The sequence below is a fragment of the Mycobacterium sp. Soil_C_30 genome (genome assembly GCF_057656995.1).
In genome coordinates this window covers 42985-68140 of the sequence record NZ_JBDGJH010000001.1, presented here as the reverse complement: position 1 = coordinate 68140, position 25156 = coordinate 42985, and the positions used below count along the sequence as shown (strand labels likewise).

At 68.4% G+C, this 25156-nt stretch carries 21 protein-coding genes; 5 read left to right on the top strand and 16 right to left on the bottom strand.

The features are described from left to right. Window positions 1–31: 31 nt before the first annotated feature. Genes AC3A6P_RS00305 through AC3A6P_RS00290 form a run of 4 tightly spaced genes read left to right on the top strand, consistent with a single transcriptional unit; the run spans window position 32 to window position 4029 of the window. A complete protein-coding gene (locus AC3A6P_RS00305) occupies window positions 32–1159 on the top strand; it encodes a BTAD domain-containing putative transcriptional regulator (protein ID WP_487686922.1) in 1128 nt (375 codons plus the stop codon). Beyond that, on the top strand, window positions 1152–2621 hold the full coding sequence (locus AC3A6P_RS00300) for a serine/threonine-protein kinase (protein ID WP_487686919.1): 1470 nt from the start codon (window positions 1152–1154) through the stop codon (window positions 2619–2621). The genes AC3A6P_RS00305 and AC3A6P_RS00300 overlap by 8 nt, the downstream gene beginning before the upstream one ends. 17 nt (window positions 2622–2638) lie before the next feature. Further along, window positions 2639–3178, top strand: a complete 540-nt coding sequence (locus AC3A6P_RS00295; protein ID WP_487686917.1) for a cysteine hydrolase family protein — start codon at window positions 2639–2641, stop codon at window positions 3176–3178. A 17-nt stretch (window positions 3179–3195) separates the two neighbouring features. Further along, a complete protein-coding gene (locus AC3A6P_RS00290; protein WP_487686915.1) occupies window positions 3196–4029 on the top strand; it encodes an NAD-dependent protein deacetylase in 834 nt (277 codons plus the stop codon). 28 nt (window positions 4030–4057) lie between these two features. Here AC3A6P_RS00290 and AC3A6P_RS00285 read toward each other — a convergent pair whose 3' ends face one another. After that, window positions 4058–5335 carry a cytochrome P450 gene (locus tag AC3A6P_RS00285; protein ID WP_487686913.1) on the bottom strand — a complete coding sequence of 426 codons (1278 nt, stop codon included), beginning with the start codon at window positions 5333–5335 and terminating at the stop codon, window positions 4058–4060. A gap of 66 nt (window positions 5336–5401) precedes the next feature. On the opposite strand from AC3A6P_RS00285, the gene AC3A6P_RS00280 reads away from it, so the two are divergent. Next, window positions 5402–6031: a TetR/AcrR family transcriptional regulator gene (locus AC3A6P_RS00280; protein ID WP_487686911.1), complete on the top strand. Its 630-nt coding sequence runs from the start codon at window positions 5402–5404 to the stop codon at window positions 6029–6031. Window positions 6032–6120: 89 nt separating this feature from the next. On the opposite strand, the gene proB is transcribed toward AC3A6P_RS00280, so the two are convergent. The 15 genes from proB to AC3A6P_RS00205 form a co-directional block, all read right to left on the bottom strand. Beyond that, complete coding sequence (proB, locus tag AC3A6P_RS00275) at window positions 6121–7221, bottom strand: glutamate 5-kinase (protein WP_487686909.1); 1101 nt, start codon at window positions 7219–7221, stop codon at window positions 6121–6123. Continuing rightward, a complete protein-coding gene (obgE, locus tag AC3A6P_RS00270; protein WP_487686907.1) occupies window positions 7218–8669 on the bottom strand; it encodes a GTPase ObgE in 1452 nt (483 codons plus the stop codon). The genes proB and obgE overlap by 4 nt, the downstream gene beginning before the upstream one ends. Before the next feature lie 98 nt (window positions 8670–8767). Further along, on the bottom strand, window positions 8768–9025 hold the full coding sequence (gene rpmA / locus AC3A6P_RS00265; RefSeq protein ID WP_487686905.1) for a 50S ribosomal protein L27: 258 nt from the start codon (window positions 9023–9025) through the stop codon (window positions 8768–8770). A gap of 14 nt (window positions 9026–9039) precedes the next feature. Beyond that, on the bottom strand, window positions 9040–9351 hold the full coding sequence (rplU, locus tag AC3A6P_RS00260) for a 50S ribosomal protein L21 (RefSeq protein ID WP_487686902.1): 312 nt from the start codon (window positions 9349–9351) through the stop codon (window positions 9040–9042). 185 nt (window positions 9352–9536) lie between these two features. Then, window positions 9537–12671 carry a ribonuclease E gene (rne, locus tag AC3A6P_RS00255; protein ID WP_487688076.1) on the bottom strand — a complete coding sequence of 1045 codons (3135 nt, stop codon included), beginning with the start codon at window positions 12669–12671 and terminating at the stop codon, window positions 9537–9539. Window positions 12672–13010: 339 nt separating this feature from the next. Beyond that, window positions 13011–13421 carry a nucleoside-diphosphate kinase gene (gene ndk, locus AC3A6P_RS00250; RefSeq protein WP_487686899.1) on the bottom strand — a complete coding sequence of 137 codons (411 nt, stop codon included), beginning with the start codon at window positions 13419–13421 and terminating at the stop codon, window positions 13011–13013. A 58-nt stretch (window positions 13422–13479) separates the two neighbouring features. Beyond that, window positions 13480–13818: a DUF4233 domain-containing protein gene (locus AC3A6P_RS00245; protein ID WP_487688074.1), complete on the bottom strand. Its 339-nt coding sequence runs from the start codon at window positions 13816–13818 to the stop codon at window positions 13480–13482. 53 nt (window positions 13819–13871) lie between these two features. Next, window positions 13872–15287 (bottom strand): bifunctional tetrahydrofolate synthase/dihydrofolate synthase, encoded by a 1416-nt coding sequence (gene folC, locus AC3A6P_RS00240; RefSeq protein WP_487688071.1) that lies wholly within the window; start codon window positions 15285–15287, stop codon window positions 13872–13874. A gap of 68 nt (window positions 15288–15355) precedes the next feature. Further along, window positions 15356–18007 carry a valine--tRNA ligase gene (locus tag AC3A6P_RS00235; protein ID WP_487686896.1) on the bottom strand — a complete coding sequence of 884 codons (2652 nt, stop codon included), beginning with the start codon at window positions 18005–18007 and terminating at the stop codon, window positions 15356–15358. A 113-nt stretch (window positions 18008–18120) separates the two neighbouring features. Further along, window positions 18121–18711, bottom strand: a complete 591-nt coding sequence (locus AC3A6P_RS00230; protein ID WP_487686894.1) for a DUF937 domain-containing protein — start codon at window positions 18709–18711, stop codon at window positions 18121–18123. A gap of 90 nt (window positions 18712–18801) precedes the next feature. Then, window positions 18802–20061, bottom strand: coding sequence for a saccharopine dehydrogenase family protein (locus AC3A6P_RS00225; RefSeq protein WP_487686892.1), 1260 nt, complete (start codon window positions 20059–20061; stop codon window positions 18802–18804). Window positions 20062–20161: 100 nt separating this feature from the next. After that, complete coding sequence (locus tag AC3A6P_RS00220) at window positions 20162–22129, bottom strand: S9 family peptidase (protein WP_487686889.1); 1968 nt, start codon at window positions 22127–22129, stop codon at window positions 20162–20164. Between the two features lie 28 nt (window positions 22130–22157). Continuing rightward, window positions 22158–22973, bottom strand: coding sequence for an ethanolamine ammonia-lyase subunit EutC (eutC, locus tag AC3A6P_RS00215; protein WP_487686885.1), 816 nt, complete (start codon window positions 22971–22973; stop codon window positions 22158–22160). Further along, complete coding sequence (locus AC3A6P_RS00210) at window positions 22970–24382, bottom strand: ethanolamine ammonia-lyase subunit EutB (RefSeq protein ID WP_487686882.1); 1413 nt, start codon at window positions 24380–24382, stop codon at window positions 22970–22972. Before AC3A6P_RS00210 ends, eutC begins: the two co-directional genes overlap by 4 nt. Before the next feature lie 118 nt (window positions 24383–24500). Then, window positions 24501–25148: a helix-turn-helix domain-containing protein gene (locus AC3A6P_RS00205; RefSeq protein WP_487686879.1), complete on the bottom strand. Its 648-nt coding sequence runs from the start codon at window positions 25146–25148 to the stop codon at window positions 24501–24503. Window positions 25149–25156 lie beyond the last annotated feature (8 nt).

Below are 25156 nucleotides of genomic sequence, written 5' to 3'. Positions count from 1 at the left end.
GCGGCGACGGCAAAGGACACGGACACGCGTGATGACGGGCAGATCTGCGCAGTTCGGTGTGCTCGGCCCGCTGCAGATCACCCTCGACGGCACCCCGGTCGCGCTGGGCACCCCCAAGCAGCGAGCGGTGCTCGCGATGTTGCTGATGAACCGCAATCGGCCCGTGGCGGTCGAGTCGCTGCTGGCCGCGGCCTGGCCGGATGACCCCCCGTCCGGTGCGCGGGCGAGCCTGCACTCCTATGTGTCCAATCTGCGCAAGCTGCTGCCGACCGAGGACGCCGCGCTGGCCAGCGCGCCGCCCGGCTACCGGCTCACCATCGCCGAGACCGCACTCGACCTGGGCAGATTCGCCGCTGAGAAAGCCGCCGGCGTACGCGCGGCGGCGGCCGGGGAGTTCAGCCTGGCCAGCCGGCACCTGGCCGCGGCGCTGGCTGAGTGGCGTGGGCCCGTGCTCGAAGACCTGCAGGATTTTGGCTTCGTCGACGGGCTGGCCACCGCACTGACCGAGGACCGCCTGGTGGCCGCCACCGCTTTCGCCGAGGCCGAGATCGTGTGCGGGCGGGCCCGCGACGTGATCGCCGACCTGGAGACCCTGACCGCCGAGCATCCGTACCGGGAACCGCTGTGGGCCCAGCTGATCAGCGCCTACTACCTCACCGAGCGGCAAAGCGACGCGCTCGAGACCTACGGGCGGCTCAAGAGCGCCCTGGCCGATGAGCTGGGCATCGATCCCGGCCCGTCCCTGCGGGCGCTGCACCAGAAGATCCTGCGTCAGGAACCCCTGGACGCCAAGGGCGCGGCCACGACCGCCGCAGTGGGTAGCGTGACCCGACTCGAGCAGCGCACTGCCGTGTCGGCGGAATCCGTGGCAGCGTATCTGGAGGACCCGTCGGGACGGCAGTACCCGTTACGCGCCGTCGCGACCCGGATCGGCCGGCTCGACGACAACGACATCGTGTTGTCCAGCGCTCTGGTGAGCCGCCACCACGCCGCGGTGATCGACACCGGGACCAGTTATGTGCTCAGTGATCTGCGCTCGGCCAACGGGATCGAGGTCCAGCACACACGGGTGCGCGGCAGTGCCACCCTGGCCGACGGTGACCTGATCCGGATCTGCGACTACACGTTCACCTTCCGCCTGGGCGTCGGCTATGAGTGACGCGACGCGGGTGGGCTCGCGGGTGGGTCCCTATCAGCTGACCCGCCTGATCGGTCGTGGCGGAATGGGTGAGGTTTACCAGGCTCATGACACCGTGAAGGACCGCACGGTGGCCTTGAAGCTGCTGCCCGCCGAACTCTCGCACAACGACACGTTCCGCAAGCGACTCGAGCGGGAGGCGCGTTCTGCGGGCAAACTCCAAGAGCCGCATGTGGTTCCGATACACGACTTCGGTGAAGTCGACGGCCAGTTGTACGTCGACATGCGCCTCATCGACGGCGTCGACCTGCGTTCGGTGCTGAACCGGGACGGGCCGATGCCACCGGCGCGTGCGGTGGCGATCGTGCGGCAGATCGCCTCGGCCCTGGACGCCGCGCATGCCGCAGGCGTGACCCACCGCGACGTGAAACCCGAGAACATCCTCGTCACCGCCGATGATTTCGCCTATCTGGTGGATTTCGGCATCGCTCACGGGGCCACCGATGACACGCTCACCGAACAGGGCACGGCCATCGGCACATTCGCCTACATGGCACCGGAACGCTTCACCAGCGCGGAGGTGACCTACCAAGCCGACGTCTATGCGCTGGCCTGCGTGCTGTTCGAATGTCTGACCGGCACCAAGCCGTTCCGCGCCGACAGCGTGAGCGTGCTCATCACCTCCCATCTGATGGAACCCCCACCGCGGCCCAGCGCACTGCTGCCCGGCCTGCCGCCGGCACTCGATGCGGTGGTGGCGCGCGGCATGGCCAAACAACCCGGCGACCGGTTCGCCACCGCCGGCGAGTTGGCGCGCGCGGCGGCACACGCGGCCGGGGTCACCGACGGGATGTTCACGATGACCGCGCCCCAGCAGCCCGTGGTGCGCCCCAAGAGGCGCGGCTGGGCGGTGGCCGGCGCCCTGGCCGGGGTCGCGGTGCTGGTGGCCGCGGTGGTGACCACCTGGACCTTGCGGGAGCCCGCGAGCGCGATGATGGCCACCCAGACGATCACCCGGACGGTCACCTCGGTCCCCAGGACCGAAGTGCGCGTGCCACCCCACGCGACGGTCTCCCCCGCCCTGCGCCGTCTGCTGGGGGTGGTGCCGTCCGGGTACGCATCCTGCGAACCCCTGCGACCGCCGGTCTCCGGTGCGCTGGCGACCGTCGAGTGCGGGCAGAACACCAACCCGGGTGGGCCCGCCACCGCGACCTACTCACTGTTTCCCACGGTGGAGGCGCTCGACGAGGCGTTCCGGCAGAGCAATGACGAGGACACCCTGCAGCAGTGCCCCGGCGGCGCCGACTCCCCGGGCACCTGGGATTACGACTCCACCCCCGATCAGGTGGAGGGCTGGGTGGCCTGCGGAACCTACGAGGGCACGCCCGACATCATGTGGACCAAGAGCTCCGACCTGATGCTGGGCATCGCCCAAGGCAGTGATCTCGCCGAGTTGCATCAGTGGTGGGTGGACTACGTATAACCGGGTAAAGACCCGGCATGGCCGAAACTGCTGTCCTCGTCATCGACATGCTCAACGCCTATGAGCACCCCGACGCCGAGAAGCTGATCCCGAACGTCGAACCCATCGTCGACCCGATCGCCGCGCTGATCGCCGAGACCCGGCGCAGTGACGACGCCGATCTGATCTACGTCAACGACAACTACGGCGACTTCACCGCGGATCACGCCGGCCTCGTGTCTGCAGCACTCGAAGGCGCCCGTCCCGACCTGGTGCGGCCCATCGTCCCCAGCGATGACTGCCGCTTCCTGATGAAGGTGCGCCACAGCGCGTTCTACGCCACCTCGCTGGGGTACCTGCTGACCCAGCTGGGCGTCCACCGGGTGATCCTCACTGGTCAGGTCACCGAGCAGTGCATCCTCTACAGCGCCCTGGACGCGTATGTCCGGCACTTCGAGTTGGTGGTGGCACAGGATTGTGTCGCGCACATCGACGCCGAGCTGGGGCGGGCCGCGCTGAAGATGATGGAGAGCAATATGCGCGCAGAGTTGGTCGATGCGGCGCACTGCCTGAAGTGACGCTTATTCTCGATGGAGTGGAAGCACCTGAGCTCGTCGCCCTGCTGACCCGCCGGCGGGTGGCCGTGCTCACCGGCGCCGGTATGTCCACCGATTCGGGCATCCCGGACTACCGCGGGCCGGACTCCCCGCCGAGCAATCCGATGACCATCCGCCAGTTCACCTCCGATCCGGCGTTTCGGCAACGGTATTGGGCCCGCAATCACGTGGGCTGGCGCCACATGGACGACACCATGCCCAATGCGGGTCACCGGGCGCTGGCGGCACTGGAACGCGCCGGGGTGGTCACCGGCCTGATCACCCAGAACGTCGACCTGCTGCACACCAAGGCCGGCAGCCGCACTGTGGTGAATCTGCACGGCACCTACGCCCAGGTGGTGTGCCTGGCCTGCGGCTACACCATGACGCGCGCCGAGCTGGCCGATGAGCTGGAAGCACTCAACCCCGGATTCGTCGAGCGTGCCGAGCGGCTCGGTGGCATCGCGGTGGCCCCGGACGCCGACGCGACGGTGACCGACACCGACGAATTCCGGTACCTGGACTGTCCGCGGTGTTCGGGGATGCTCAAACCCGACATCGTCTACTTCGGCGAGAGTGTGCCCAAGGACCGTGTGGCGCAGGCGTATTCGTTGGTCGACGACGCCGACGTGCTACTGGTCGCGGGGTCGTCGCTGACCGTCTTTTCCGGGTACCGATTCGTCCGGCACGCCGCTGCTCACGGCATGCCGGTGGCCGTCATCAATCGCGGGCCCACCCGCGGCGACGACCTGGCCGACGTCAAGGTCGACAACGGCTGCTCGGAGATGTTGGTGCTGCTGCTCGACGAGCTGTCCCCGGCCGTCTCCGTGTGATTTGGGCGCGCGCGTAACCGCTGAGCGGTTACGCGCGCGCCCAAATCGCCGGCATCGTGCGGATGGCGTGGACGAAGTTGCCGGGCACAAATGCGGGTTCACCGGCGGTGATGGTGGGCAGCGTGCCCAGCAGTTCGGTGAACAAGGCCCGCAGCTGCGCCCGGGCGACGTGTGCGCCGAGGCAGAAGTGCCTGCCGCCTCCGCCGAAACCCAGATGCGGGTTCGGGTGGCGGCCGAGCTGCAGCCGGCCCGGATCGTCGAACACCTCGGTGTCCCAGTTTCCCGCCGGATAGAACATCACCACCTTCTCCCCCGCCCGCACCGTCTGGCCGCCGAGCTCGAAATCCGTTGCAGCCGTGCGGCGGAACGTCATGACCGGGCTGGCCCAGCGGATGAACTCCTCGACGGCACCGCCGATGCGGGCGTCGAGATCCTCCAACAGCCAGGCCCGCTGATCCTCGAAGTCAGTGAGTGCTTTGAGCGCGTGGCTGGTGGTCTGGCGGGTGGTGTCGTTGCCGGCAACGGCCAGTAGCACGAAGAACGCCGACACCTCGGCATCGGTGAGGGAATCGCCGTCCACCTCGGCGTGCACCAGGCTGCTGATCAGGTCATCGCCGGGGTCGGCGCGCCGCTGCGCCGCCAGTTCTCCGGCCACCTGATGCAGGTACATCTGGTTCTCCAGCAGTACCTCCAGCGGGTTGCGGCCGGCCAGGTACACCGGGTCGGCCCACGACACCAGTGCGTCGGCGGCCCGGGCGACGCGCTGACGTTCGGATTCGGGGATGCCCACCATGTCGGACAGGGTGCGTATCGGCAGTTCTTTGGCGCAGTGTTCTACGAAGTCGACACCGCTTCCGGCACTGGCGAGTTCGCCGACGATCGCCGCCGCGTTGGCCTTGATCGAGTCCTCGATGCGGCGCACCTGCCGCGGTGTGAACGCCGCGTGCACCACCTTGCGGATCATGGTGTGGCGCGGTGCATCCATCGCCAGAAAGGACTGCGACGCCTCCAGCAGTTCTTCCGGGATGTTCTCGAACAGCACGCCTTTGCCGGACAGGAACACCTCACTGTTGCGGCTGACGGCCACGATGTCGGCATGCCTGGTCACCGCCCAGTAGCCGCGGTCGGACGGGTCGTGCATGAGCGCGTCCTGCACCGGCGGATGCCAGCTCACGGGCCGCTGCGCCCGCAGCTCGGCGAAGGAGAGCTCCCGGTCGGCGGCGGTGGTGGACCAGAACGTACGGGAAGACAGATCGATCGGGTCGTAGGAGCGAACCGACTCGGGTGTGATCGAGGGCACAGTCATGCCGTGACGATAGGTCTAGACAGTGTGCCTAGTCAATACGTGCGCGGCTTGGGTACGCTTCCGGGCATGCCGTCGGTGACCCGTAAGCCGCAGGCCAAGCGGCAGGAGCGGCGCGAGCAGATCGAACGCGACCTGCTGGCGGCCACGGACCGCCTGATGAACGAAGGCGCCAGCTTCACCGAGCTCAGCGTCGACCGGCTGGCCACCGAGGCCGGCATCTCCCGGGCCAGCTTCTACATCTACTTCGAGGACAAGGGCCACCTGCTGCGCCGGCTGGCCGGCCAGGTGTTGGGCGAGCTCGCCGACAGCGCCCAACGATGGTGGGGTGTGGCCGCGCGGCGCGACCCGGCCGACGTCCGTGCCGCCATCACCGGGATCGTCGCCGGTTACCGTCGCCACCAGCCGTTGTTGGTCGCGCTCAGCGAGATGGCCGGCTACGACGCGCAGGTGTCGAATACCTATCGAGAGCTGCTTACCGCGATCGCCGGGCAGGTGACCCAGGTGATCGAGGACGGCCAAACCGCCGGGACCATCCGGCAGGACCTGCCGGCGGAGGCGACGGCGAGCTCACTGACCTGGATGGTCGAGCGCACCTGTCAGCAGAACCTGCCCGGTCGGTCCGAGGACTACGACGGCCGGCTCGTCGAGGCCATCACCCAGATCATCTGGGCCTCGCTGTATCTCACCTCGGCGTGAGCGCGCGTCTTTGTACGCAGCGGCTCGGAGTGTCGCGTACAGACACGCGCGCTCGCGCCCAGGAGCAGAGCGGAGCAGGGCAGGGCAGATCAGACGGCCACTAGGTCGTCGGCGTGGACTGCGGGGCGGCGCATCTCGACGGGCAACTCCGAGGTGGAGCGACCCATCATCGTCGACAACTCCGTGGCGTCGTAGGCGACCACACCACGCGCCACCACCTCACCGCCGGGGCCTTTCAATTCGACCACGTCGCCGCCGAAGAAGCGGCCCGACAACGCGGTGATCCCGGCGGGCAGCAGGGAGCGGCGATGCTGCAGCACAGCCCGCACCGCGCCGGCATCCAGCGAGAGACTGCCCGCAGCCTCGGCGGCATAACGCACCCAGAACCGGCGCGCCGACATCCGGGTGGGCCGCGGCGCGAACACCGTCCCCACCGACGCATCCGACAGGGCCTCCGCGGCGTTGGCGGCCGCGGCCAACAACACCGGCACCCCGGCGTCGGCCGCCAGCAGAGCCGACGACAGTTTCGAGGCCATTCCCCCGGTGCCCAGATGGCTGCCGCGCCCGGCGGTCACACCGTCCAGATCATCGGGACCCGACACCTCGGGGATGAACCGCGCATCGGATTTGCGGGGGTCGGAATCGTAGAGACCGTCGATATCGGACAGCAGCACCAGCGCGTCGGCGCCCACCAGGTGCGCCACCAGGGCCGAGAGCCTGTCGTTGTCACCGAATCGGATTTCGTTGGTGGCCACGGTGTCGTTCTCGTTGACGATCGCCACGGCGTGCAGCGAGCGCAGTCGATCCAGCGTCCGCTGGGCGTTGGTGTGCTGCACCCTCATCGAGATGTCGTGCGCGGTGAGCAGGACCTGCCCGACGGTGCGGTCATAGCGGTGAAACGCCGCACTCCACGAATTGACCAGGGCCACCTGACCGACGCTGGCGGCGGCCTGCTTGGTGGCCAGATCCGTTGGCCTGCGCGGCAATCCGAGTGGTTCGATGCCGGCCGCGATGGCGCCCGAAGACACGATCACCACATCTGACCCGGCCTTCATCCGCCGCTCGATGGCGTCGACCAGGTACTGCAGCCGGCTCGCGTCGAAAACCCCGGTGGGGGTGGTCAGAGCGGTGGTGCCGATCTTGACGACGATGCTGCGTGCGGTCCGGACGGCGTCGCGGTGCACACTCACTGGTCGTCGCCGGGGTCGCTGTGTTCCCTGCGCGCCTTCCGTGCCGCCTTGCGCTCGTCGGCCCCCACGCGGTCACTGCGCTCGAGACGAATGTCGGTGCCGCGGCCGGTGGGCACCACGTCCACACCCGCCGGTGTCTGCGGTTCCCAATCGAAGGTCATGTCGCCGATGGTCACCGCGCAGCCGGCGCGAGCGCCGAGCTTGAGCAACTCGTCTTCGACACCGAGGCGCGCCAGCCGGTCGCCCAGATAGCCGACGGCTTCGTCGTTGTCGAAGTTGGTCTGCGAGATCCACCGCTCGGGACGCACACCGCGTACGACGAATCCACCCTGGCCGTCCGGCTGCACCGAGAACGATTTCTCGTCCACCGGGATCGGCCGGATGACCGGCCGTCGAGGGGCCAGCACCGGTTGCGCAGCCCGATAGGCCGCCACCATGTCCCACAGCGCAAAGGTCAACTGGCGCAAGCCGATCCGCGCCACCGTCGACACTTCGAACACCGGCCAGCCGCGTTCGGCGATCTCGTCGCGAACGAAATCGGCGAGCTCTTTGGCTTCCGGTACATCGATCTTGTTGAGCACCACGGCGCGGGGCCGTTCGGCGAGGTCGCCGAGGGTCGAATCACCCTGCAGCGTCGGCTGATACGCCGCAAGCTCGGCCTCGAGTGCGTCGATATCGGAGATCGGGTCGCGCCCGGGTTCCAGCGTGGCGCAGTCGACCACGTGCACCAGCACCGCGCAGCGCTCGATGTGCCGCAGGAAGTCCAGGCCGAGACCACGGCCTTCGGAGGCGCCGGGGATCAGACCGGGGACATCGGCGACGGTGAAGGTGTGCTCACCCGCGGAGACCACGCCGAGGTTCGGCGCCAGCGTGGTGAACGGGTAGTCGGCGATCTTCGGCTTGGCCGCCGAGATGGCCGACACCAGCGACGATTTACCCGCCGACGGGAAACCGACCAGCCCGACGTCGGCGACGGTCTTGAGCTCGAGCGTCAGATCACGCTCTTCGCCTTTCTCACCGAGGAGGGCGAAGCCAGGTGCCTTGCGTGCGCGAGAAGCCAAGGCCGCGTTACCGAGACCGCCGCGTCCGCCGGCGGCGGCTTCGAAGCGGGTGCCGGGGCCGACGAGATCGGCCAGCAACCGGCCTTGCTCGTCGAGGACGACCGTGCCATCGGGCACTTTGACTTCCAGGTCGTTGCCCGCGGCGCCGTCACGATTGCTGCCCGCACCCTGCTTTCCGGAGGGCGCGACAACGTGAGGATGAAAGTGGAAGTCCAGCAGTGTGTGGACCTGAGGATCGACGACCAGCACGATGCTGCCGCCGCGTCCGCCGTTGCCGCCGTCGGGTCCACCGAGAGGCTTGAACTTCTCCCGGTGCACCGAAGCGCAACCGTTACCGCCGGATCCCGCGCGGGTGTGAATGACAACGCGGTCGACGAACCGGGGCATCGGACGACCTTCCTGTGAAGTGTGAAGCTGGTGCGAGTGTTCAATCCCTACCGAGAACTCGCAGCAGCTTCACTATCGCAGGCGTGGTCCTCGGAAAATCAGGCGTCAGCCGGAACGATGTTGACGGTCTTGCGACCGCGCTTCACGCCGAACTGGACGGCGCCGGCCGCCAGCGCGAACAGCGTGTCATCGCCACCACGGCCGACGTTGGTGCCGGGATGGAAGTGGGTGCCGCGCTGACGGACGATGATTTCGCCCGCGTTGACGACCTGACCACCGAAACGCTTGACGCCGAGCCGCTGTGCGGCTGAGTCACGACCGTTGCGTGAGCTGGAAGCGCCCTTCTTGTGTGCCATGTGCTGCTCCCGTCTTACTTGATGCCGGTGACCTTGAGGACCGTCAGCTGCTGACGGTGCCCCTGCCGCTTGTGGTAGCCGGTCTTGTTCTTGAACTTGTGGATGCGGATCTTGGGCCCCTTGGTGTGCTCGAGCACCTCACCGGTGACGGCGACCTTCTCCAGCGCCTTGGCGTCGGTGGTGACATTGGCTCCGTCGACGACGAGCGCCACGGGCAGCGTGACGGAACCGCCGGCCTCGATCTCCAACTTCTCGACCTTGACTATGTCACCGACGGCGACCTTGTACTGCTTGCCGCCGGTCTTGACGATTGCGTACGTCGCCATCGTGGTCCTAACTCATCGCTTACGGGCGCGCACTACCCGAAGGTGCGTGCGCAGGTCTTGGGTTCGTGAGCCGAGTCAGCTCTCGCGACTCACTCACAATCACGGACGTCAGTCTCGTGACAACTGCTCAAGGTTACGTGAGCAGCGCGTTACGGGTCAAACCGCCTGCGCCGCTCCCGCAAACCTCAGGCGGTCGGGGGCCCGGCCGGACGTGCCGCAGCGCGGCGACGACGCGGCCTGGTGGGCTCGATCACCTCGACAACGGGTTCGGGTTCGTCCTCCTCCGAGTCATCCTCGTCGGACTCGTCCTCGTCGTCGTCATCCGAGTCTTCGTCGTCATCGGAGTCGTCGTCCGAGTCGTCCTCGTCCGAGTCGTCGTCGTCATCCGAGTCGTCGTCATCCGAGTCGTCCTCGTCCGAGTCTTCGTCTTCCTCGTCGTCCTCGAGATCGATGTCCTCGTCGTCGACATCCGCCTCGTCGTCCTCGTCGAGCTCGATGTCCTCGTCGTCAGAGTCCTCGTCGTCGGAGTCCTCGTCGTCAGAGTCCTCGGAATCGGATTCGTCGAAGTCGTCGTCGAGGTCATCCTCGGACACCCGCTCCTCGGTCTGTTCCTCGCCGACCGCGTCGTGCACCTTCTCCTCGTCGAAGGTGTCCTCGCTCGACTCGGTGTCATCGGCGTCATCGTCTTCGTGCTTGCCGTTGGCGGCAGCCATCGCCTTGAACATCGGATGATCGCCGTGAGCGTGCGCGGGAACCCGCGCCACCGGCGCCTCGACGATCGGCTCGTCCGCTTTGCCCTTCTTGCCGGAACGCTTGCTGCGCCTGTTCCCGCCACCGGCCTCGGCCTTGCGGGCGGGCGCAGGCGCTGCCGAGTCGACCGGGTCGGCGTGCAGCACGATGCCGCGGCCCCCGCAATGCGGGCAGGAGGTGGAGAACGCTTCGATCAGGCCGGTACCGAGCTTCTTCCGGGTCAATTGCACCAGACCCAGCGAGGTGACCTCGGAAACCTGGTGCCGGGTACGGTCACGGGCCAGGGCTTCGGTGAGGCGGCGCAACACCAGATCACGGTTGGACTCGAGCACCATGTCGATGAAGTCGATCACCACGATGCCGCCGATATCGCGCAACCGCAGCTGCCGCACGATCTCCTCGGCGGCCTCGAGGTTGTTCTTCGTGACGGTCTGCTCGAGGTTGCCCCCGGCGCCGGTGAACTTGCCGGTGTTGACGTCGACGACGGTCATGGCCTCGGTGCGGTCGATCACCAGGGTTCCGCCCGACGGCAGCCATACCTTGCGGTCCATCGCCTTGGTGAGCTGCTCGTCGATGCGGTGCACGGCGAAGACATCGGGGCCGCCGTTGTCGGCCGCGTCGTATTTGGTCAGCTTGGCGACGAGTTCAGGGGCCACCGATTCGACGTAGTCGTTGATGGTCTTCCACGCGTTGTCACCGGAGACGATCAGCCCGGAGAAGTCCTCGTTGAACAGGTCGCGGATCACCTTGACCAGGACGTCGGGTTCCTCGTAGAGCGCCACTGCGGCACCGGCGGCCTTCTTCTTGGTCTCGGCGGCCTTGGCGTCGATCTGGTTCCAGCGTTCCTGCAGGCGGGTGACGTCGCCGCGGATGTCCTCTTCTTTGACGCCCTCGGAGGCGGTCCGGATGATGACGCCGGCGTCGGCGGGCACCACCTCGCGCAGGATCTCCTTGAGCCGCTGGCGTTCGGTGTCGGGCAGCTTGCGGCTGATCCCGGTCGACGACGCCCCGGGCACGTAGACCAGATAGCGGCCGGCCAGCGAGACCTGCGTGGTCAGCCGGGCACCCTTGTGTCCCACGGGGTCCTTGCTGACCTGGACCACCACGTAGTCACCCGGTTTGAGGGCCTGCTCGATCTTGCGTTGGGCACCGCCGAGTCCGGCGGCCTCCCAGTTGACTTCACCGGCGTACAGCACCCCGTTGCGGCCGCGACCGATGTCGACGAACGCGGCTTCCATCGAGGGCAGCACGTTCTGCACGATGCCGAGGTAGATGTTGCCGACCAGGGAGGCAGATGCCGCCGAAGTGACGAAGTGCTCGACGACCACTCCGTCTTCGAGAACCGCGATCTGGGTGTAGCGGGCTCCGGCGTGCGGCGGTTCGACACGCACTTTGTCGCGAACCACCATGACGCGCTCGACGGCTTCGCGCCGCGCGAGGAACTCGGCTTCGGAAAGGATCGGGGGCCGGCGACGGCCGGCGTCACGCCCGTCGCGGCGGCGCTGCCGTTTGGCCTCGAGCCGGGTGGACCCGCTGATGCCCTGGATCTCGTTGGACTTGTCAGCCTTCTCGGCCTTGCTGCGCGGGGCGCGCTCGTGGACGACGGTGTTCGGGGGGTCATCGGGTGAGACGGGCTCGCCGTCGTCGCCGGTGCCCGACTTGCGCCTGCGCCGCCTGCGCCGCCGGCGGCTGGACGCCTCGCCGGCGCCGCCTTCGTCGTCGTCGCCTTCGTCCTCGGAGGACTCGTCCTCGTCGGAGGGCTCGGCCTTGTCTTTGTCGGTCTTGTCGTCGGTGACGGTGTCGTCGGGGCCGTCGTCCTCGCCGTCGGCGCCGGATTCGCCGCCCCGGCCGCGGCCACGGCCGCGCCGTCCCCGCCGGCGCCGGCGGTTGGCCGGTTTCTCGGCCTGCTCGTCGTCGGTGTCGTCGCCGTCGTCACTGTCCTCGACGTCATCGATGTCGTCGGAAGTGTCGCGCTCCTCGCGCCGGCCGGCGGGGCGTTCCTGCACCGGCTGGGGGGCGACGAACAGAGGCAGATAGTCCGCCACCGGGGTGTCATCGCTGGGCTCCGGCGCCGGGGGCGGCAACTCGATGAGCAGTCGCGACTCGGGTTCACCGTCAGGTGCGGCTGCGGGATCGATACCGGGGTCGTCGGCTTCGGCCACGTGGACCTCGGCCTCTGCGACCTGGACCTCGACCACCGGGACGTCAGCGGGCTCTTCGGCGACCGGCGCCTCTTCGGGTTCGGCGGCCACCGGCTCAGCTGTCTCGGGTTCGGCGACCACCGGTGCCGGCGGCGCGGCAACCGGCTCTGGCGCGGGTGCGCTCTCTGCAGCCGCCGCAGCCAGCACATCGCGCACCTTCACCGCGTCGGTGCGGTCGACGCTCGAGTGCGCGCTGCGGGAGCGCCCGTCGAGGTCGGCCAGCGCCTCCAGAACGCGCCTGCTGGTGGTGCCGAGAACTCGGGCCAGCGAGTGGACTCTCAGGCGTTCGGGGAGATCCGGCGGTGCCGCCGGCGTGCTGTTCTCGCCGTCGCTGTTGGCAGCGGTGCTGCTGTCAGTGTGGTCTTGGATTTTGGCATCGTCGTCCACGTACTCTCCTTCAAGCCCCCGGGCGCGTCGATGCGACGCGGCCGCGCGAGGACTTCGGCTATGGGCTCGGCTGGCTTCACCGAACTTGTTGTGGTCTCGCCCCGGGCGGCTCGTTGTGTACAAGCTCAGCGAACCCACCCGGTGCCTGGGTTGAATGATGGCTGGGACGGTCGGCGCCGCATCGCGGATAGCGGTGGTCGCGCACGTCTAAGTCTTCATCCGGGTGATTGCCGCCGGTCTGACGACGCACACCCGCACCCAGTATCCCATACCCGAGTAGTGGATCCGACCAGACTGGGGTCGGTCGGCCTTCGACCCGGGTCAGTTCGAGGGGAACCAGAGCGCGATCTCGCGCTCCGCGGACTCCGGGGAATCCGACCCGTGCACCAGGTTGAACTGGGTTTCCAGACCCAGGTCACCGCGGATGGTGCCCGGGGTGGCCTTCTCCACCGGATCGGTGCCACCGGCCAGCTGACGGAACGCAGCAATGGCCCGCGGGCCTTCGAGAACCGCGGCGACCACAGGTCCGGAGGTGATGAATTCCAGCAGCGAGCCGAAGAACGGCTTGTCTTCGTGCTCGGCATAGTGAGCGCGGGCCAGCTCGTCGCTGACGTTCTTCAACTCCAACGCTGCGATCGACAGGCCCTTCCGCTCGATCCGGCTGATGATCTCTCCGATCAGTTGCCGCTCGACGCCATCGGGCTTGATCAGGGCCAAAGTCCGCTCAGTCACGGCGCACAGCGTACCGAACGGAAGCCAAATCGCAGTATCGCCTGGTCAGAGGCCAGTTTCAGTCCGATGTGCGCTGCTGGCCGGGTAGCAATCCGCGGCGCTGACGGCGCAGCACCTCGGCCCGCAGATAGACGATCAGGCCCCACACGATCGCGAAGACCAGGCCGACGAATCCCACGCCGGGATAGACCACCCAACCGGCGATCAGCAGCAGTTGCACACCCGTGTTCACCCAGATGGCCCAGGGCCTGCCCTGCATGCCCGACAACAGCACCAGGAACAGCGCGAAGCCCACCAGATAGGTCATCGAGAACGCGTTGAGTCCACCGCCCACAGCGCTCACCACCGGCAAAGCCAACAGCACCACGATGGCTTCCAGGATCAGCGTGCCCGCCATCACGCCGCGGAAGCTCTTCCAGGGATCCGGCGGCGTCGGCTGGGGTTTGTCAGTCACTGCGGGTCCTTACCGAACAGCGTGCGCGCCGCGCCCGCGGTGACCACCGAGCCGGTGATGACGATTCCATTACCGGACACCCCGCCCTCCTCGCCGGCTTCCTCGACCAGGGCGGTGGCCGTCTCCACGGCATCGACGAGCGTGGCCGCGGTGATCACCCGGTCGGCACCGAAACGTTCCTCGGCCAGCAGGGCCAACGCGTCGATCTCCAGTGCCCGCGAAGACCCGTTGTGGGTGACCACCAGCTGATCGAACACCGGCTCGAGCGCTTCCAGGATCCCGGGCACGTCCTTGTCGGCCATCACCGAGATGACACCGACAAGGAAGCGGAAGTCGAACTCCTCGGCCAGGGTGCGGGCCAGCGCCGCCGCGCCGGCCGGGTTGTGCGCGGCGTCGATGAACACCGTCGGCGCATTGCGCAACCGCTCGAGCCGGCCCGGGCTCGAGACGGCCGCAAAACCGGCTCGCACCGCGTCGATGTCGAGCTGGCGCGATGCCCCCGCACCGAAGAACGCCTCGACCGCGGCCAGTGCGACGACGGCGTTGTGGGCCTGGTGTTCACCGTGCAGCGGCAGGAACACCTCGGGGTAGACACCGCCGAGACCCTGCAGTTCCAGCAGTTGTCCCCCGATGGCCACCTGACGGGACAGCAGCGCGAACTCCGAACCCTCGCGCGCCACCGCAGCATCGGCTTGAACTGCTTGCGCCAGAATCACCTCCATGGCTTCGGGTACCTGCTGGGCGACGATGGCCACCATGCTCGGGTCCACACCCTCGGGCAGTACCTCGTCGGCCTCGACCTTGCGGATGATGCCGGCCTTCTCCCCCGCGATGGTGGCGATGTCGTTGCCGAGATAGTCCATGTGGTCCATCCCGATGGGGGTGATCACCGCGACGGGTGCATCGACGATGTTGGTGGCGTCCCACCGGCCGCCGAGCCCGACCTCGATGATCGCCACGTCCACCGGCGCGTCGGCGAACGCCGCGAACGCCATGGCGGTTACGACCTCGAACTTGCTCATCGACGGCCCACCCGCCGCATGCGACTGCTGGTCGACGAGTTCGACGAAAGGCTCGATCTCCCGGTAGGTCTCGACATACTTGGCCGGGCTGATCGGCTTGCCGTCGAGGGAGATCCGTTCGACGGCCGACTGCAGGTGCGGGCTGGTGGTGCGGCCGGTGCGTTGATGCAGGGCGGTGATGAGCGCGTCGATCATCCGCGCCACCGACGTCTTGCCGTTGGTGCCGGCGATGTGGATGCTCGGGTAGTTCCGCTGCGGCGAGCCGAGCAGTTCCATCAGCGCCGCGATGCGCGCCGTGCTGGGCTCGATCTTGGTCTCCGGCCACCGCTGGCCGAGCAGATGCTCGACCTGCAGCAGCGCGGCCACCTCATCGGGGCTCGGCTCGATGATGGCCTCCGGGGTGATGGCGTCCACATCATCCGGGAAACCAGGGTCCTCAGTGGGAAAGTCGTTCTCGCTCATACCAATCCGGCCAGGCGTGCGGTGATCCGGTCCACCTCTTCGCCCGCGAGTTGCTGCCGGTCCCGGATCTTGGCGACGACGGCTTCGGGCGCTTTGGCCAGGAACGCCTCGTTGCCCAGTTTTGCGGTGGTGCCCGCCAATTCCTTCTGCGCGGCGGCCAGATCCTTCTCCAGACGCCGGCGCTCGGCCGCGACGTCCACGGTGCCGGACGTGTCGAGCTCGACCTGGACGGTGCCCCCGGCGAGGCGAACCTCGATCGAGGCCGACGGGGTGAAGCCCTCGGCCGGCTCGGTCAGCCAGGCCAGCGACGTGGTGGCACCGATGTGCTCACCGAGGCCGGCCCCGTCGATTCCGGACAGCCGCGCGGGCACCCGCTGCCGGTCCGCCAGACCCTGGTCGCTGCGGAACCGGCGCACCTCGGTGACCAGTTTCTGCAGGTCGGCAACCCGCCCGGCGGCAGCCTGATCCAGCACCACCCCCGACGGCTGCGGCCACTCGGCGATCACCAGCGACTCACCTCCGGTGAGCGCCTTCCACAGCGTCTCGGTGACGAACGGCATCACCGGGTGCAGCAACTTGAGCAGGGTGTCGAGCACTGCGGCCAGCACGGCCGTCGTGTGGGAAAGTCCCTGCCCCAGTTGCACTTTGGCCAGCTCGACATACCAGTCACAGAATTCGTCCCAGGCGAAGTGGTACAGCGCTTCACACGCCCGGCTGAACTCGTAGCTCTCGAAGGCCGAATCCGCTTCGGCACGAACCTCTTCGAGGCGTCCCAGGATCCACTTGTCGGCGTCGGTGAGTGCCGAGGCGTCCGGCAGGGGTGCCGGTTCGGCACCGTTCATCAAGGCGAAGCGGGTCGCGTTGAACACCTTGGTGGCGAAGTTGCGCGACGCGCGCGCGTGGTCCTCACCGATGGACAGGTCGCCACCGGGGCTGGCGCCGCGGGCCAGCGTGAAGCGCAGCGCGTCCGCGCCGAACATCTGCACCCAGTCCAGCGGGTCGATGCCGTTGCCCTTGGACTTGCTCATCTTGCGGCCGAACTCGTCGCGGATCAGGCCGTGCAAGAAGACATTCTCGAACGGCACCGAGTTCGCGGGGATGGCCTCATCGCCGGCGACGAACGTGCCGAACATCATCATGCGCGCCACCCAGAAGAACAGGATGTCGTAGCCGGTGACCAAAACCGAGGTGGGGTAGAACTTCTCGAGCTCCGGGGTGCGGTCCGGCCAGCCCATGGTGGAGAACGGCCACAACGCCGAGGAGAACCAGGTGTCCAGCACGTCGGGGTCCTGCTCCCAGCCCTCGGGCGGGGTCTCGTCGGGACCGAGGCACACCTTCTGGCCGTCGGGTCCGTGCCAGATCGGGATGCGGTGCCCCCACCACAGCTGCCGCGAGATGCACCAGTCGTGCATGTTGTCCACCCAGGCGAACCATCGCGGTTCCAAGCTGGCCGGGTGAATCACGGTGTCGCCGTTGCGGACCGCATCACCGGAGGCTTTGGCCAGCGACTCGACCTTGACCCACCACTGCAGGCTCAGCCGCGGTTCGATGGGCTCGCCGCTGCGCTCGGAATGCCCGACGCTGTGTTGGTAGGGGCGCTTCTCGGCGACGATGCGACCCTGCTCGGCCAGCGCCTCGCGCACGGCCACCCGCGCTTCGAAGCGGTCCATTCCGTCGAACTGCGTGCCGGTGTCGGCGATGCGGCCGGTCTTGTCCATCATCGTCGGCATCGGCAGGCTGTGGCGCATACCGATCTCGAAGTCGTTCGGATCGTGGGCAGGAGTGACTTTGACTGCGCCGGTACCGAATTCGGGGTCCACATGCGCGTCGGCGACAATCAGGATCTGCCGGTCCAGGAACGGGTGCGGCAGGGTCTGGCCCACCAGCGCGCGGTAGCGGTCGTCGTCGGGGTGCACCGCTACCGCGGTGTCACCGAGCATGGTCTCCATCCGGGTGGTGGCCACCACGATGTGCGGTTCGTCGTCGTTCATGGAGCCGTAGCGGAACGACACCAGTTCACCGTCGACGTCTTCGTATTTGACCTCGAGATCGCTGATGGCGGTCTGCAGCACCGGCGACCAGTTCACCAGCCGCTCGGCCTGGTAGATCAGGCCGGCGTCGTAGAGCCGTTTGAAGATGGTGCGCACGGCGCGGGACAGGCCCTCGTCCATGGTGAACCGGTCGCGGCTCCAGTCCACCCCGTCGCCGAGGCTGCGCATCTGGCCGCCGATGGTGCCGCCGGAGTCGTGCTTCCAGTCCCACACCTTGTCGATGAACAGTTCGCGACCGAAGTCCTCTTTGGTCTTGCCGTCGACGGCGAGCTGCTTTTCCACCACGCTCTGGGTGGCGATACCCGCGTGGTCCATGCCGGGCAGCCACAGCACCTCATAGCCCTGCATCCGGCGACGGCGGGTCAGCGCGTCCATGATGGTGTGGTCCAGGGCATGGCCCATGTGCAGGCTGCCGGTGACGTTGGGCGGTGGCAGCACGATGGAGTAGGGCGGCTTGTCGCTGGACGGGTCGGCGGTGAAGTAACCGGCCTTGACCCAGCCCTCGTACAACTCGCTTTCTACCGCTGAGGGATCCCAGGACTTGGGTAGGTCTTGGGCCCGGGAGGCAGCGGCATCGGCATGGGAGCTGGCAGTCACCGGTCAATTCTAGGGAGCCGGGCATGCCTGCAGCGCCGCGGGTGCAGAGCGTGGTGCGTCGGGCCGGACAACAGGCGGACCCCCCCGCTCACAGTGGCCGGTCCGGTCTCTATCTACCTCTTCCCACCCAGGAGCCCGCCCAGAAGATCGCCGAGTCCGCCGCCGCCCTTGCCGCCGCCGAGCACCTCGCCGAGAATCCCGCCCAGCGGGTTGTCGGCCTGACCACCGGGAGCACGACCGCCGCCCAGGACGCTGCCCAGGATGTCGCCGATGCCACCGGAGGAACCGCCGCCGGAGAATTGTTTGCCGATATAGGCCAGCACGATGGGCGCCAGGATGGGCAGCAGTTTCTGGATCAGATCGCTGCTGCCCGCCCCGGCGGGCGCCAACGCAGAGGCCAGCTGCCCGCTGACGTTCGAGCTGTTGTTGCCGCCGAAGATCTTCGCGACGATCTTGTCGCCGTCGGCCTGGTCGACGTCGTCGACACGCACGCCGCCGTCGAGCAGCCCTGCCGCGGCGTGCTTCTGCGCCGCGGACTGGATCTGGCTGGCGGTGGCGTCGTCGTTGGCGTTGTGTTGCAGACTGCCCACGAGCGTCGGAACCAGCGCTCTGACCGCCGTGGTGACCTCCCCCTGGTCGGCGCCGAGCCTGTCGGCGATCTCGGCGACGGGGATCTGGTTGTAGAGATCATCGAGTCCGGCCATGACGTTCCGCCTTCTGCGCTGGGGGGTGGGCCACTGGTGCGGACGTTAGTCGGCGCGCGCGGTCATCGGACCGGTTCGGCAGAGCTGCTCTCAGTTCAGCCGGGTCGTCTCCAGCGTCACGCCCTCGGCGGCGGGCAACAGGTCCAGCAACGCGTCGCCCATGGCGGCGGCCGGGGTCAGCACGCCACGCAGATCCGACAAGGTGTCGCGATGCAGTGCCAACGCAAGCCCGCACTCCCCGAGCAGCACGGCGGTGGCTTTGTACCCGGGGTCGCCGAGCTGGGACATGGTGGTGCGGTAGCGCGCCCCCGACGTGGTGGTGGTGTAGGTCTCGACGGTGTAGTGCCCGCGTTCGCGGGTGCTCTCGCTGGGACCGGTGCCCGGCGCCGGGACAATGCGTTCGATCAGCCGGCCGGGCAGTTTGTCGAAGTAGCGGCTGCCCAGGGCCAGCACTGCCGCATTGGTGGCCGTACCGACGGCGGCGGCGACGGGCGCCAGCGGCGAGGACCCCATGCTCATGCTCTCGCTGTACTGGAATCTTTTGCCGTACGCCCATTCCAGCAGGGCATTGCTGCGTCGCACGATTCGGGCGTTGGGCGGACCCATCACGAAGGCGCCGGTCCAGATGGCGGACAGCTCCGGAGCGATCTGCGCCCCTTTGCGCCACCCGATGTCGGCTTGGGGACCGAGCTCCGGTTCGGCGGCACGGTCGGTGGTCAGTGTGTACGGGTCGGCCATCGCCGTGCGCTTGGCCGGGTCGGCGCTGGAGGTGCGCATCACCTCGAGCATGGAGGCGATGGTGCCACCGGACAGTCCGCCGGCGAAGCGCCGCACCACCAAGGTGGTGTCGAGCAGCTCCCCGGCGCCGTCGGCCTGCGCCTGCTTGTACAGCGCGTAGACGTTGAGATCCGAGGGGACCGAATCGAATCCGCAGGAGTGCACGATCCGGGCACCGGTGTCGGCGGCTTCCTTGTGATAGTGGTCGATGCTGTCGCGGATGAACATCGTCTCGCCGGTCAGGTCGGCGTAGTCGGTACCGGCCGCCGCGCAGGCCGCGACGAGCGGGAGCCCGTACTTGGTGTAGGGCCCCACCGTGGTGATGACCACCCGGGTGCGGGCGGCCATCGCGTTGAGGGTCGACGGCTGTGACGCATCGGCGGTGATCAGTGGCCAGGTCTGCGCATCGGGACCCAGCGATTCGCGCACTGCCAGGAGTTTGTCCGGGGAGCGCCCGGCGAGCGCGATCCGCGCGTCGCCGCCCGCCTTGGCCAGGTAGAGAGCGGTGAGTTTTCCGACGAACCCGGTCGCCCCGTACACCACGATGTCGAATTCGCGCTCCGCTGCGGTCATGATCCCAACCTACCGGTCGGTTGCTTACCTCGGCGAGCGCGCGTGTCCGTACAAAAATCTGCGGCGTGTCGCGTACAACGGCGTGCGCTCGCCGGGGCTGTCAACCCAAGGTGTCCGGCAACTCCACCCGCTCCCCCAGTACGTGTTCGGCCAGGAACGCGATCACCACCTGGTACCAGAGCTTGGCGTGCTGCGGAGAGAGCACCCAGTGGTTCTCCGACGGGAAGTACAGGAACCGGTGCGGCGATTGGCCGTGCTCGTCGGCGGGCAGGCCGGAAGCGGTGAGCAGTTCGAACCACAGCCGCAGCGCCTCCCCGATCGGCACGCGGTAGTCCTTGTCGCCGTGGATCACCAACATCGGGGTGGTGATCCGGTCGACGAATCGGTGCGGGGAGTTCGCGGCGGCCATCGCCGGCGTCATCTCCCGCAACCAGTAGTACGACGAGTCGGTGGTGGCGCCGAACTGATCCAGGGCCCACAGGCTGGCGTGCGTGACGATCGCGGCGAACCGGTCGGTGTGGCCGGCCACCCAGTTGGCCATGTAACCCCCGAACGAGCCACCCATGGCCGCGGTCCGCGAGGCATCGATCCGGGGGTCTGCGCAGGCCGCATCGGTGGCGGCCATCAGATCCGTGAACGGCGGGCCGCCCCAGGCACCCCATCCCAGTTGGATGAAGTCCTGGCCGTAGCCGGTGGACAGCGCCGGGTCCGGGAGCAACACCGCGTATCCCCGGGCCGCGAGCAGCCACGGGTTCCACCGCCACGACCACGCGTTCCAACTGCCCAGCGGACCACCGTGAATCCACAGCAGCAGCGGGGCCGGGCCCGACGAGTCCGGGAGCACCAGCCAGGAGCGCACGGTGCGGCCGTCCTCGGTGGTGGCGTCGATCTCGGTCAGCTCGCCTGGTAGGGCAGGCAGGTCCACGCCGGCAAGCACGGTGACGGTGCCGTCGCCGTCGATGCGGACCGGGTGGGGCGGGGCGGCGTACCCACTGCGCAGCGCGAACACACCGGCCGCGGTGGCCACCACATTGGTGTAGGCGAAGTCGTCGGAGGTCAGCCGGTGCACGTGGCCGTCGAGGCCTACCCGGAAGACGGGACTGCGGCCGTGGTCGTCGGCGACCACGATGAGCGCCGAACTGTCCGCCGCCCAGGCGACCGTGACGGGCCAGCGATCCCAGTCCGGCGCGACGGCCTCGATGTCGCCGTCGAAAAGCATGCGGCACAGCGTGATTCGGGGAGCCTCGTGGGGCGTGGAGACGGTCTCCCTGGTGAAGGCCACCTGCGTGCCGTCCGGTGAGATGACCGGCGACTCGAGATCGGCTCCGGCGTCGTCGGCGATGATGCTGCGGTCACCGGTGGCAACGTCGATGCGCACCAGGACACTGCGCAGCGAGGCGCCCGGGCCGGGTACCCGCCACGTCGCCACGATGAAGGTGCCGTCGGGACTGATGTCGAAGCTGCTGTCCCGCAGGGCATTTCCCGGTAGCGGTGTGAGGTCGCGGGAGTCGTCGGCATCGAGAAGATGGGGTTCCTGCGGCCCGAGGTCGGCGTCCCAGTGCCGGACGGGGTAGCCGGTGTGCAGGATCGCACTCACCTTCGAATCCTTGCGCAGTGCACGCAGACGTCGTTCGTCGTCCAGGTCGGCGGCCGACGGTAACAACGCCGCCGTGACGACGGTGCGGTGCGCCGCGCGGGCCGTGCGCACCGCATCGACGCCGCCGGGCAGCTGCAGCAGTCGTTCGGCCTCACCGCCGCCGACGGGGAGTCGCCACAGCGCGGCCGGCGGCGTGTCGTCGTCTTCCTCGGCCCGCACCGCGACGAACAGCAGGTCGTTGTCACAGGTGAAGGCCGGCGCCGATTCACCTTTGACCCCGCGGGTCAGCCGCCGCGCCGGCGCCGTGCCGGCGGGGTCCAGTTCCCACAGCGCCGTACGGAATTCCGTCTTCTTGGGGTTGAGCTCTGCCACGGTGATCGCCACCCGGGTGCCGTCGGCACTGGCCGCCAGGCCCGTCACGCGCGGCAGGGTGAGGTAGTCATCGAGGTCGTCGAACGGGGTCACTCCCATGGACAACCAGTAACACAACCCGGCGGTCTCAGCGCAGTTCGGCCACCTGCTGGGCCGCGGTCAGCACGTCTTCGGAGGTGTCTTTGAGATCCACCCCGGAGCGGCCCAACGCCTTCGCACCCCCCAGCAGCGCGACGATGATCTCCGCCGCCCGGCGGTAGCCCAGTCCGTGTGAATGGATGTTGGACACGCAGTTGCGGTCGGAGTCGGCCATCCCGGGGCGCGGGCGGTAGGTCAGGTACGCGCCCAGGCTGTCGGCCACCGAGAGCCCGGGCCGCTCCCCGATGAGCACCACCACCGCGTCGGCATTCAGCGCCGAAGCCACGTGGTCGCCGAGCGCCACCCGCGCTTGTGTCGCCACGACGGCAGCCACCGTGGCCGCCGGCAGCGCCGCCACCAGGGCGGCCACCATGGGCACGGCGTGGTCGGTGACGGCGCGTGCGGACAGCCCGTCGCACACCACGATCGCCACATCGGGGGCGGAGCGGCTCAACCCGGTCAGGTCTTCGGGCCGGCGGCCCAGGTCGGGACGGCGCAGATAGGTCGACCGGTCCGGGGCCAGGCTGCGCACCACCGGAACCTCGCCCACGCCGAGTCCGGCGAGCTCGCCGGCCAAAGCCTCGGCGTCGATGGCCGAGTGCACGGCGTCGCGCGCCGCGGCGTGTGCGGCGGTCAGATCGAGGACGGCGGTGGTGTCCAGCGCGTCACCGGCGCGTCCCAGCCCGATCCGGGAGCGGGTGTGCGCCCGCAGCCGATCCCACAGGGCACGTTCCGTGCTGGATACGCGATCCGCTCCGCCGCTCGTCCCTCGCGCCCTCGCTCCTCGCTCGGCGGTGGCGCTCATGCGCTGGCCGCCAATGCCCGCAGCGACGACGCGCTGGCCTCCAGCGGCCGGATCAGCCCGTCGGCGCCGATCATGTCCTGTGCGGCAAGCCATTCCTCGAACTCCGGCGCCGGACGCAGCCCGAGGGTTCGCCGTGCGTACAGCACGTCGTGGAACGACAGACTCTGGTAACCGAGCATGATGTCGTCGGCCCCGGGCACGGCGATGACGAAAGCGGTACCCGCCGCCGCCAGCGAGGTCAGCAGGATGTCCATATCGTCACCGTCGGCTTCGGCGTGGTTGGTGTAGCAGACGTCGACGCCCATCGGCAGCCCGAGCAGCCGGCCGCAGAAGTTGTCCTCCAGCCCGGCGCGGATGATCTGCTTTCCGTCGTAGAGGTATTCGGGCCCGATGAAGCCCACCACGGTGTTCACCAGCAGGGGCTCGACGGCCCGGGCCACGGCGTAGGCGCGGGCTTCGAGGGTCTGCTGGTCCACCGCAGCGCCCTCGACACCGAGATGCCCGCCGGCGGACAGGGCCGAGCCCTGACCGGTTTCGAGGTACATCACGTTGTCGCCCACGGACCCGCGTTGCAGCGAGCGCCCGGCTTCCATGCCTTCGCGCAGAAGGTCGATGGTGATACCGAACCCCTTGTTGGTGGCTTCGGTTCCGGCGACGGACTGGAACACCAGGTCCACCGGTGCGCCGCGCTCGATGAGCTCGATGGTGGTGGTGACGTGGGTGAGCACACACGACTGGGTGGGTATGTCGTAACGCGATCTGATGTCATCGAGCAGACGCAGCAGCTCGGAGACCGCCCGCGGGGAATCGGTGGCCGGATTGATCCCGATCACGGCATCACCGCTGCCCATCAGCAGCCCGTCGAGCGTCGCGGCGGCCACACCCTGCGGATTGTCGGTGGGATGGTTGGGTTGCAGCCGGCTCGCGAGGCGGCCCGGCAGCCCGATGGTGGACCGAAAAGCCGCTGTCACCAACGGCAACCGAGCCACCGCGATCAGGTCCTGGTTGCGCATCAGCTTGCTGACCGCAGCCACCATCTCCGGCGTCAGCCCCGGTGCCAGCGCGGTGACCGTCGCAGGCCCGTCAGGGTCGATCACCATGCGCAGCAACCAGTCTCGGAGCTCTCCGACGGTCAGCGACGCCACCGGCGCGAACGCCTCGCGGTCGTGGGTGTCGATGATCAGCCGGGTCACCTCGTCGGTCTCATACGGCACCACGACCTCGGTGAGGAAGTCGGTGAGCGCAATGTCGGCCAGGACGTAGCGGGCAGCGGCGCGTTCGGCGTCGGTGGCGGCCGCGCAACCGGCCAGCTGATCCCCGGACCGCGGCGGCGAGGCCTTGGCCATCACCTCCACCAGGCTGTCGAAGGTGTAGGTATGGCCGGCGAGTGTGTGGCGGCGGATGGTCACCGACCCAGCCTGCCCGGCGTCGTCGCTCGCCCGGTTACTCCACCGTTTCGCGGGCGTTTCAACCCCCTGACCCCTTTGTGGATCTCGGCGGCGCGCTGGGACGTACAGCGCCGGCGGGTCAGGGGGTGGTGTCCGGGAAGGCGATGACGGACAGGAAGCGGATCGGCAGGGTGATCAGGGCGGTGGGGCCGTGCGCGCCCTCGCCGTCGAACTGCAGCGAATCGCCGGGCTCGAGCCGGTACACCGAGGCGCCGTGGCCGTACTCCATCACCCCTTCGAGTTGGTAGATGAACTCGGTCCCGGGATGCTGGAACAGCGGATAGGTCTCGCTTTCGGTGGTCAGCGTCACCAGCAGCGACTCCAGCCGCTTGTGCTGGCCGCGCAACGCGCCGAGCAGCTCGTAGTGATGGCCCACCTGCGTGCCGTTGCGGGCGATCTGCGGTCCGGTGCCGGCCGCGGTGAACACCGCCGCGCGCTCGGCGTCCACCCCACGGAACAACGACGTGACCGGAACGTCCAGACCCGCCGCCAGCCGCGCCAAAGTGGCCAGGCTGCAGGAGGTCTGGGCGTTCTCGATCTTCGACATCATGGCCTTGGAGATGCCCACGCGGTCGGCCATCTCCGACACCGACAGACCACTCTGGGTTCGCAGCGCCCGGACGTTGCGGGCGATCGCGCCTTCGAGCCCGGCGCCCAGGAGCGGCTCCGACGGGACGCGCTCCCCCGCGCTACCCGCCCGGTTTCGCAGCAGTGGATCATCGGTCATGTCAGGAG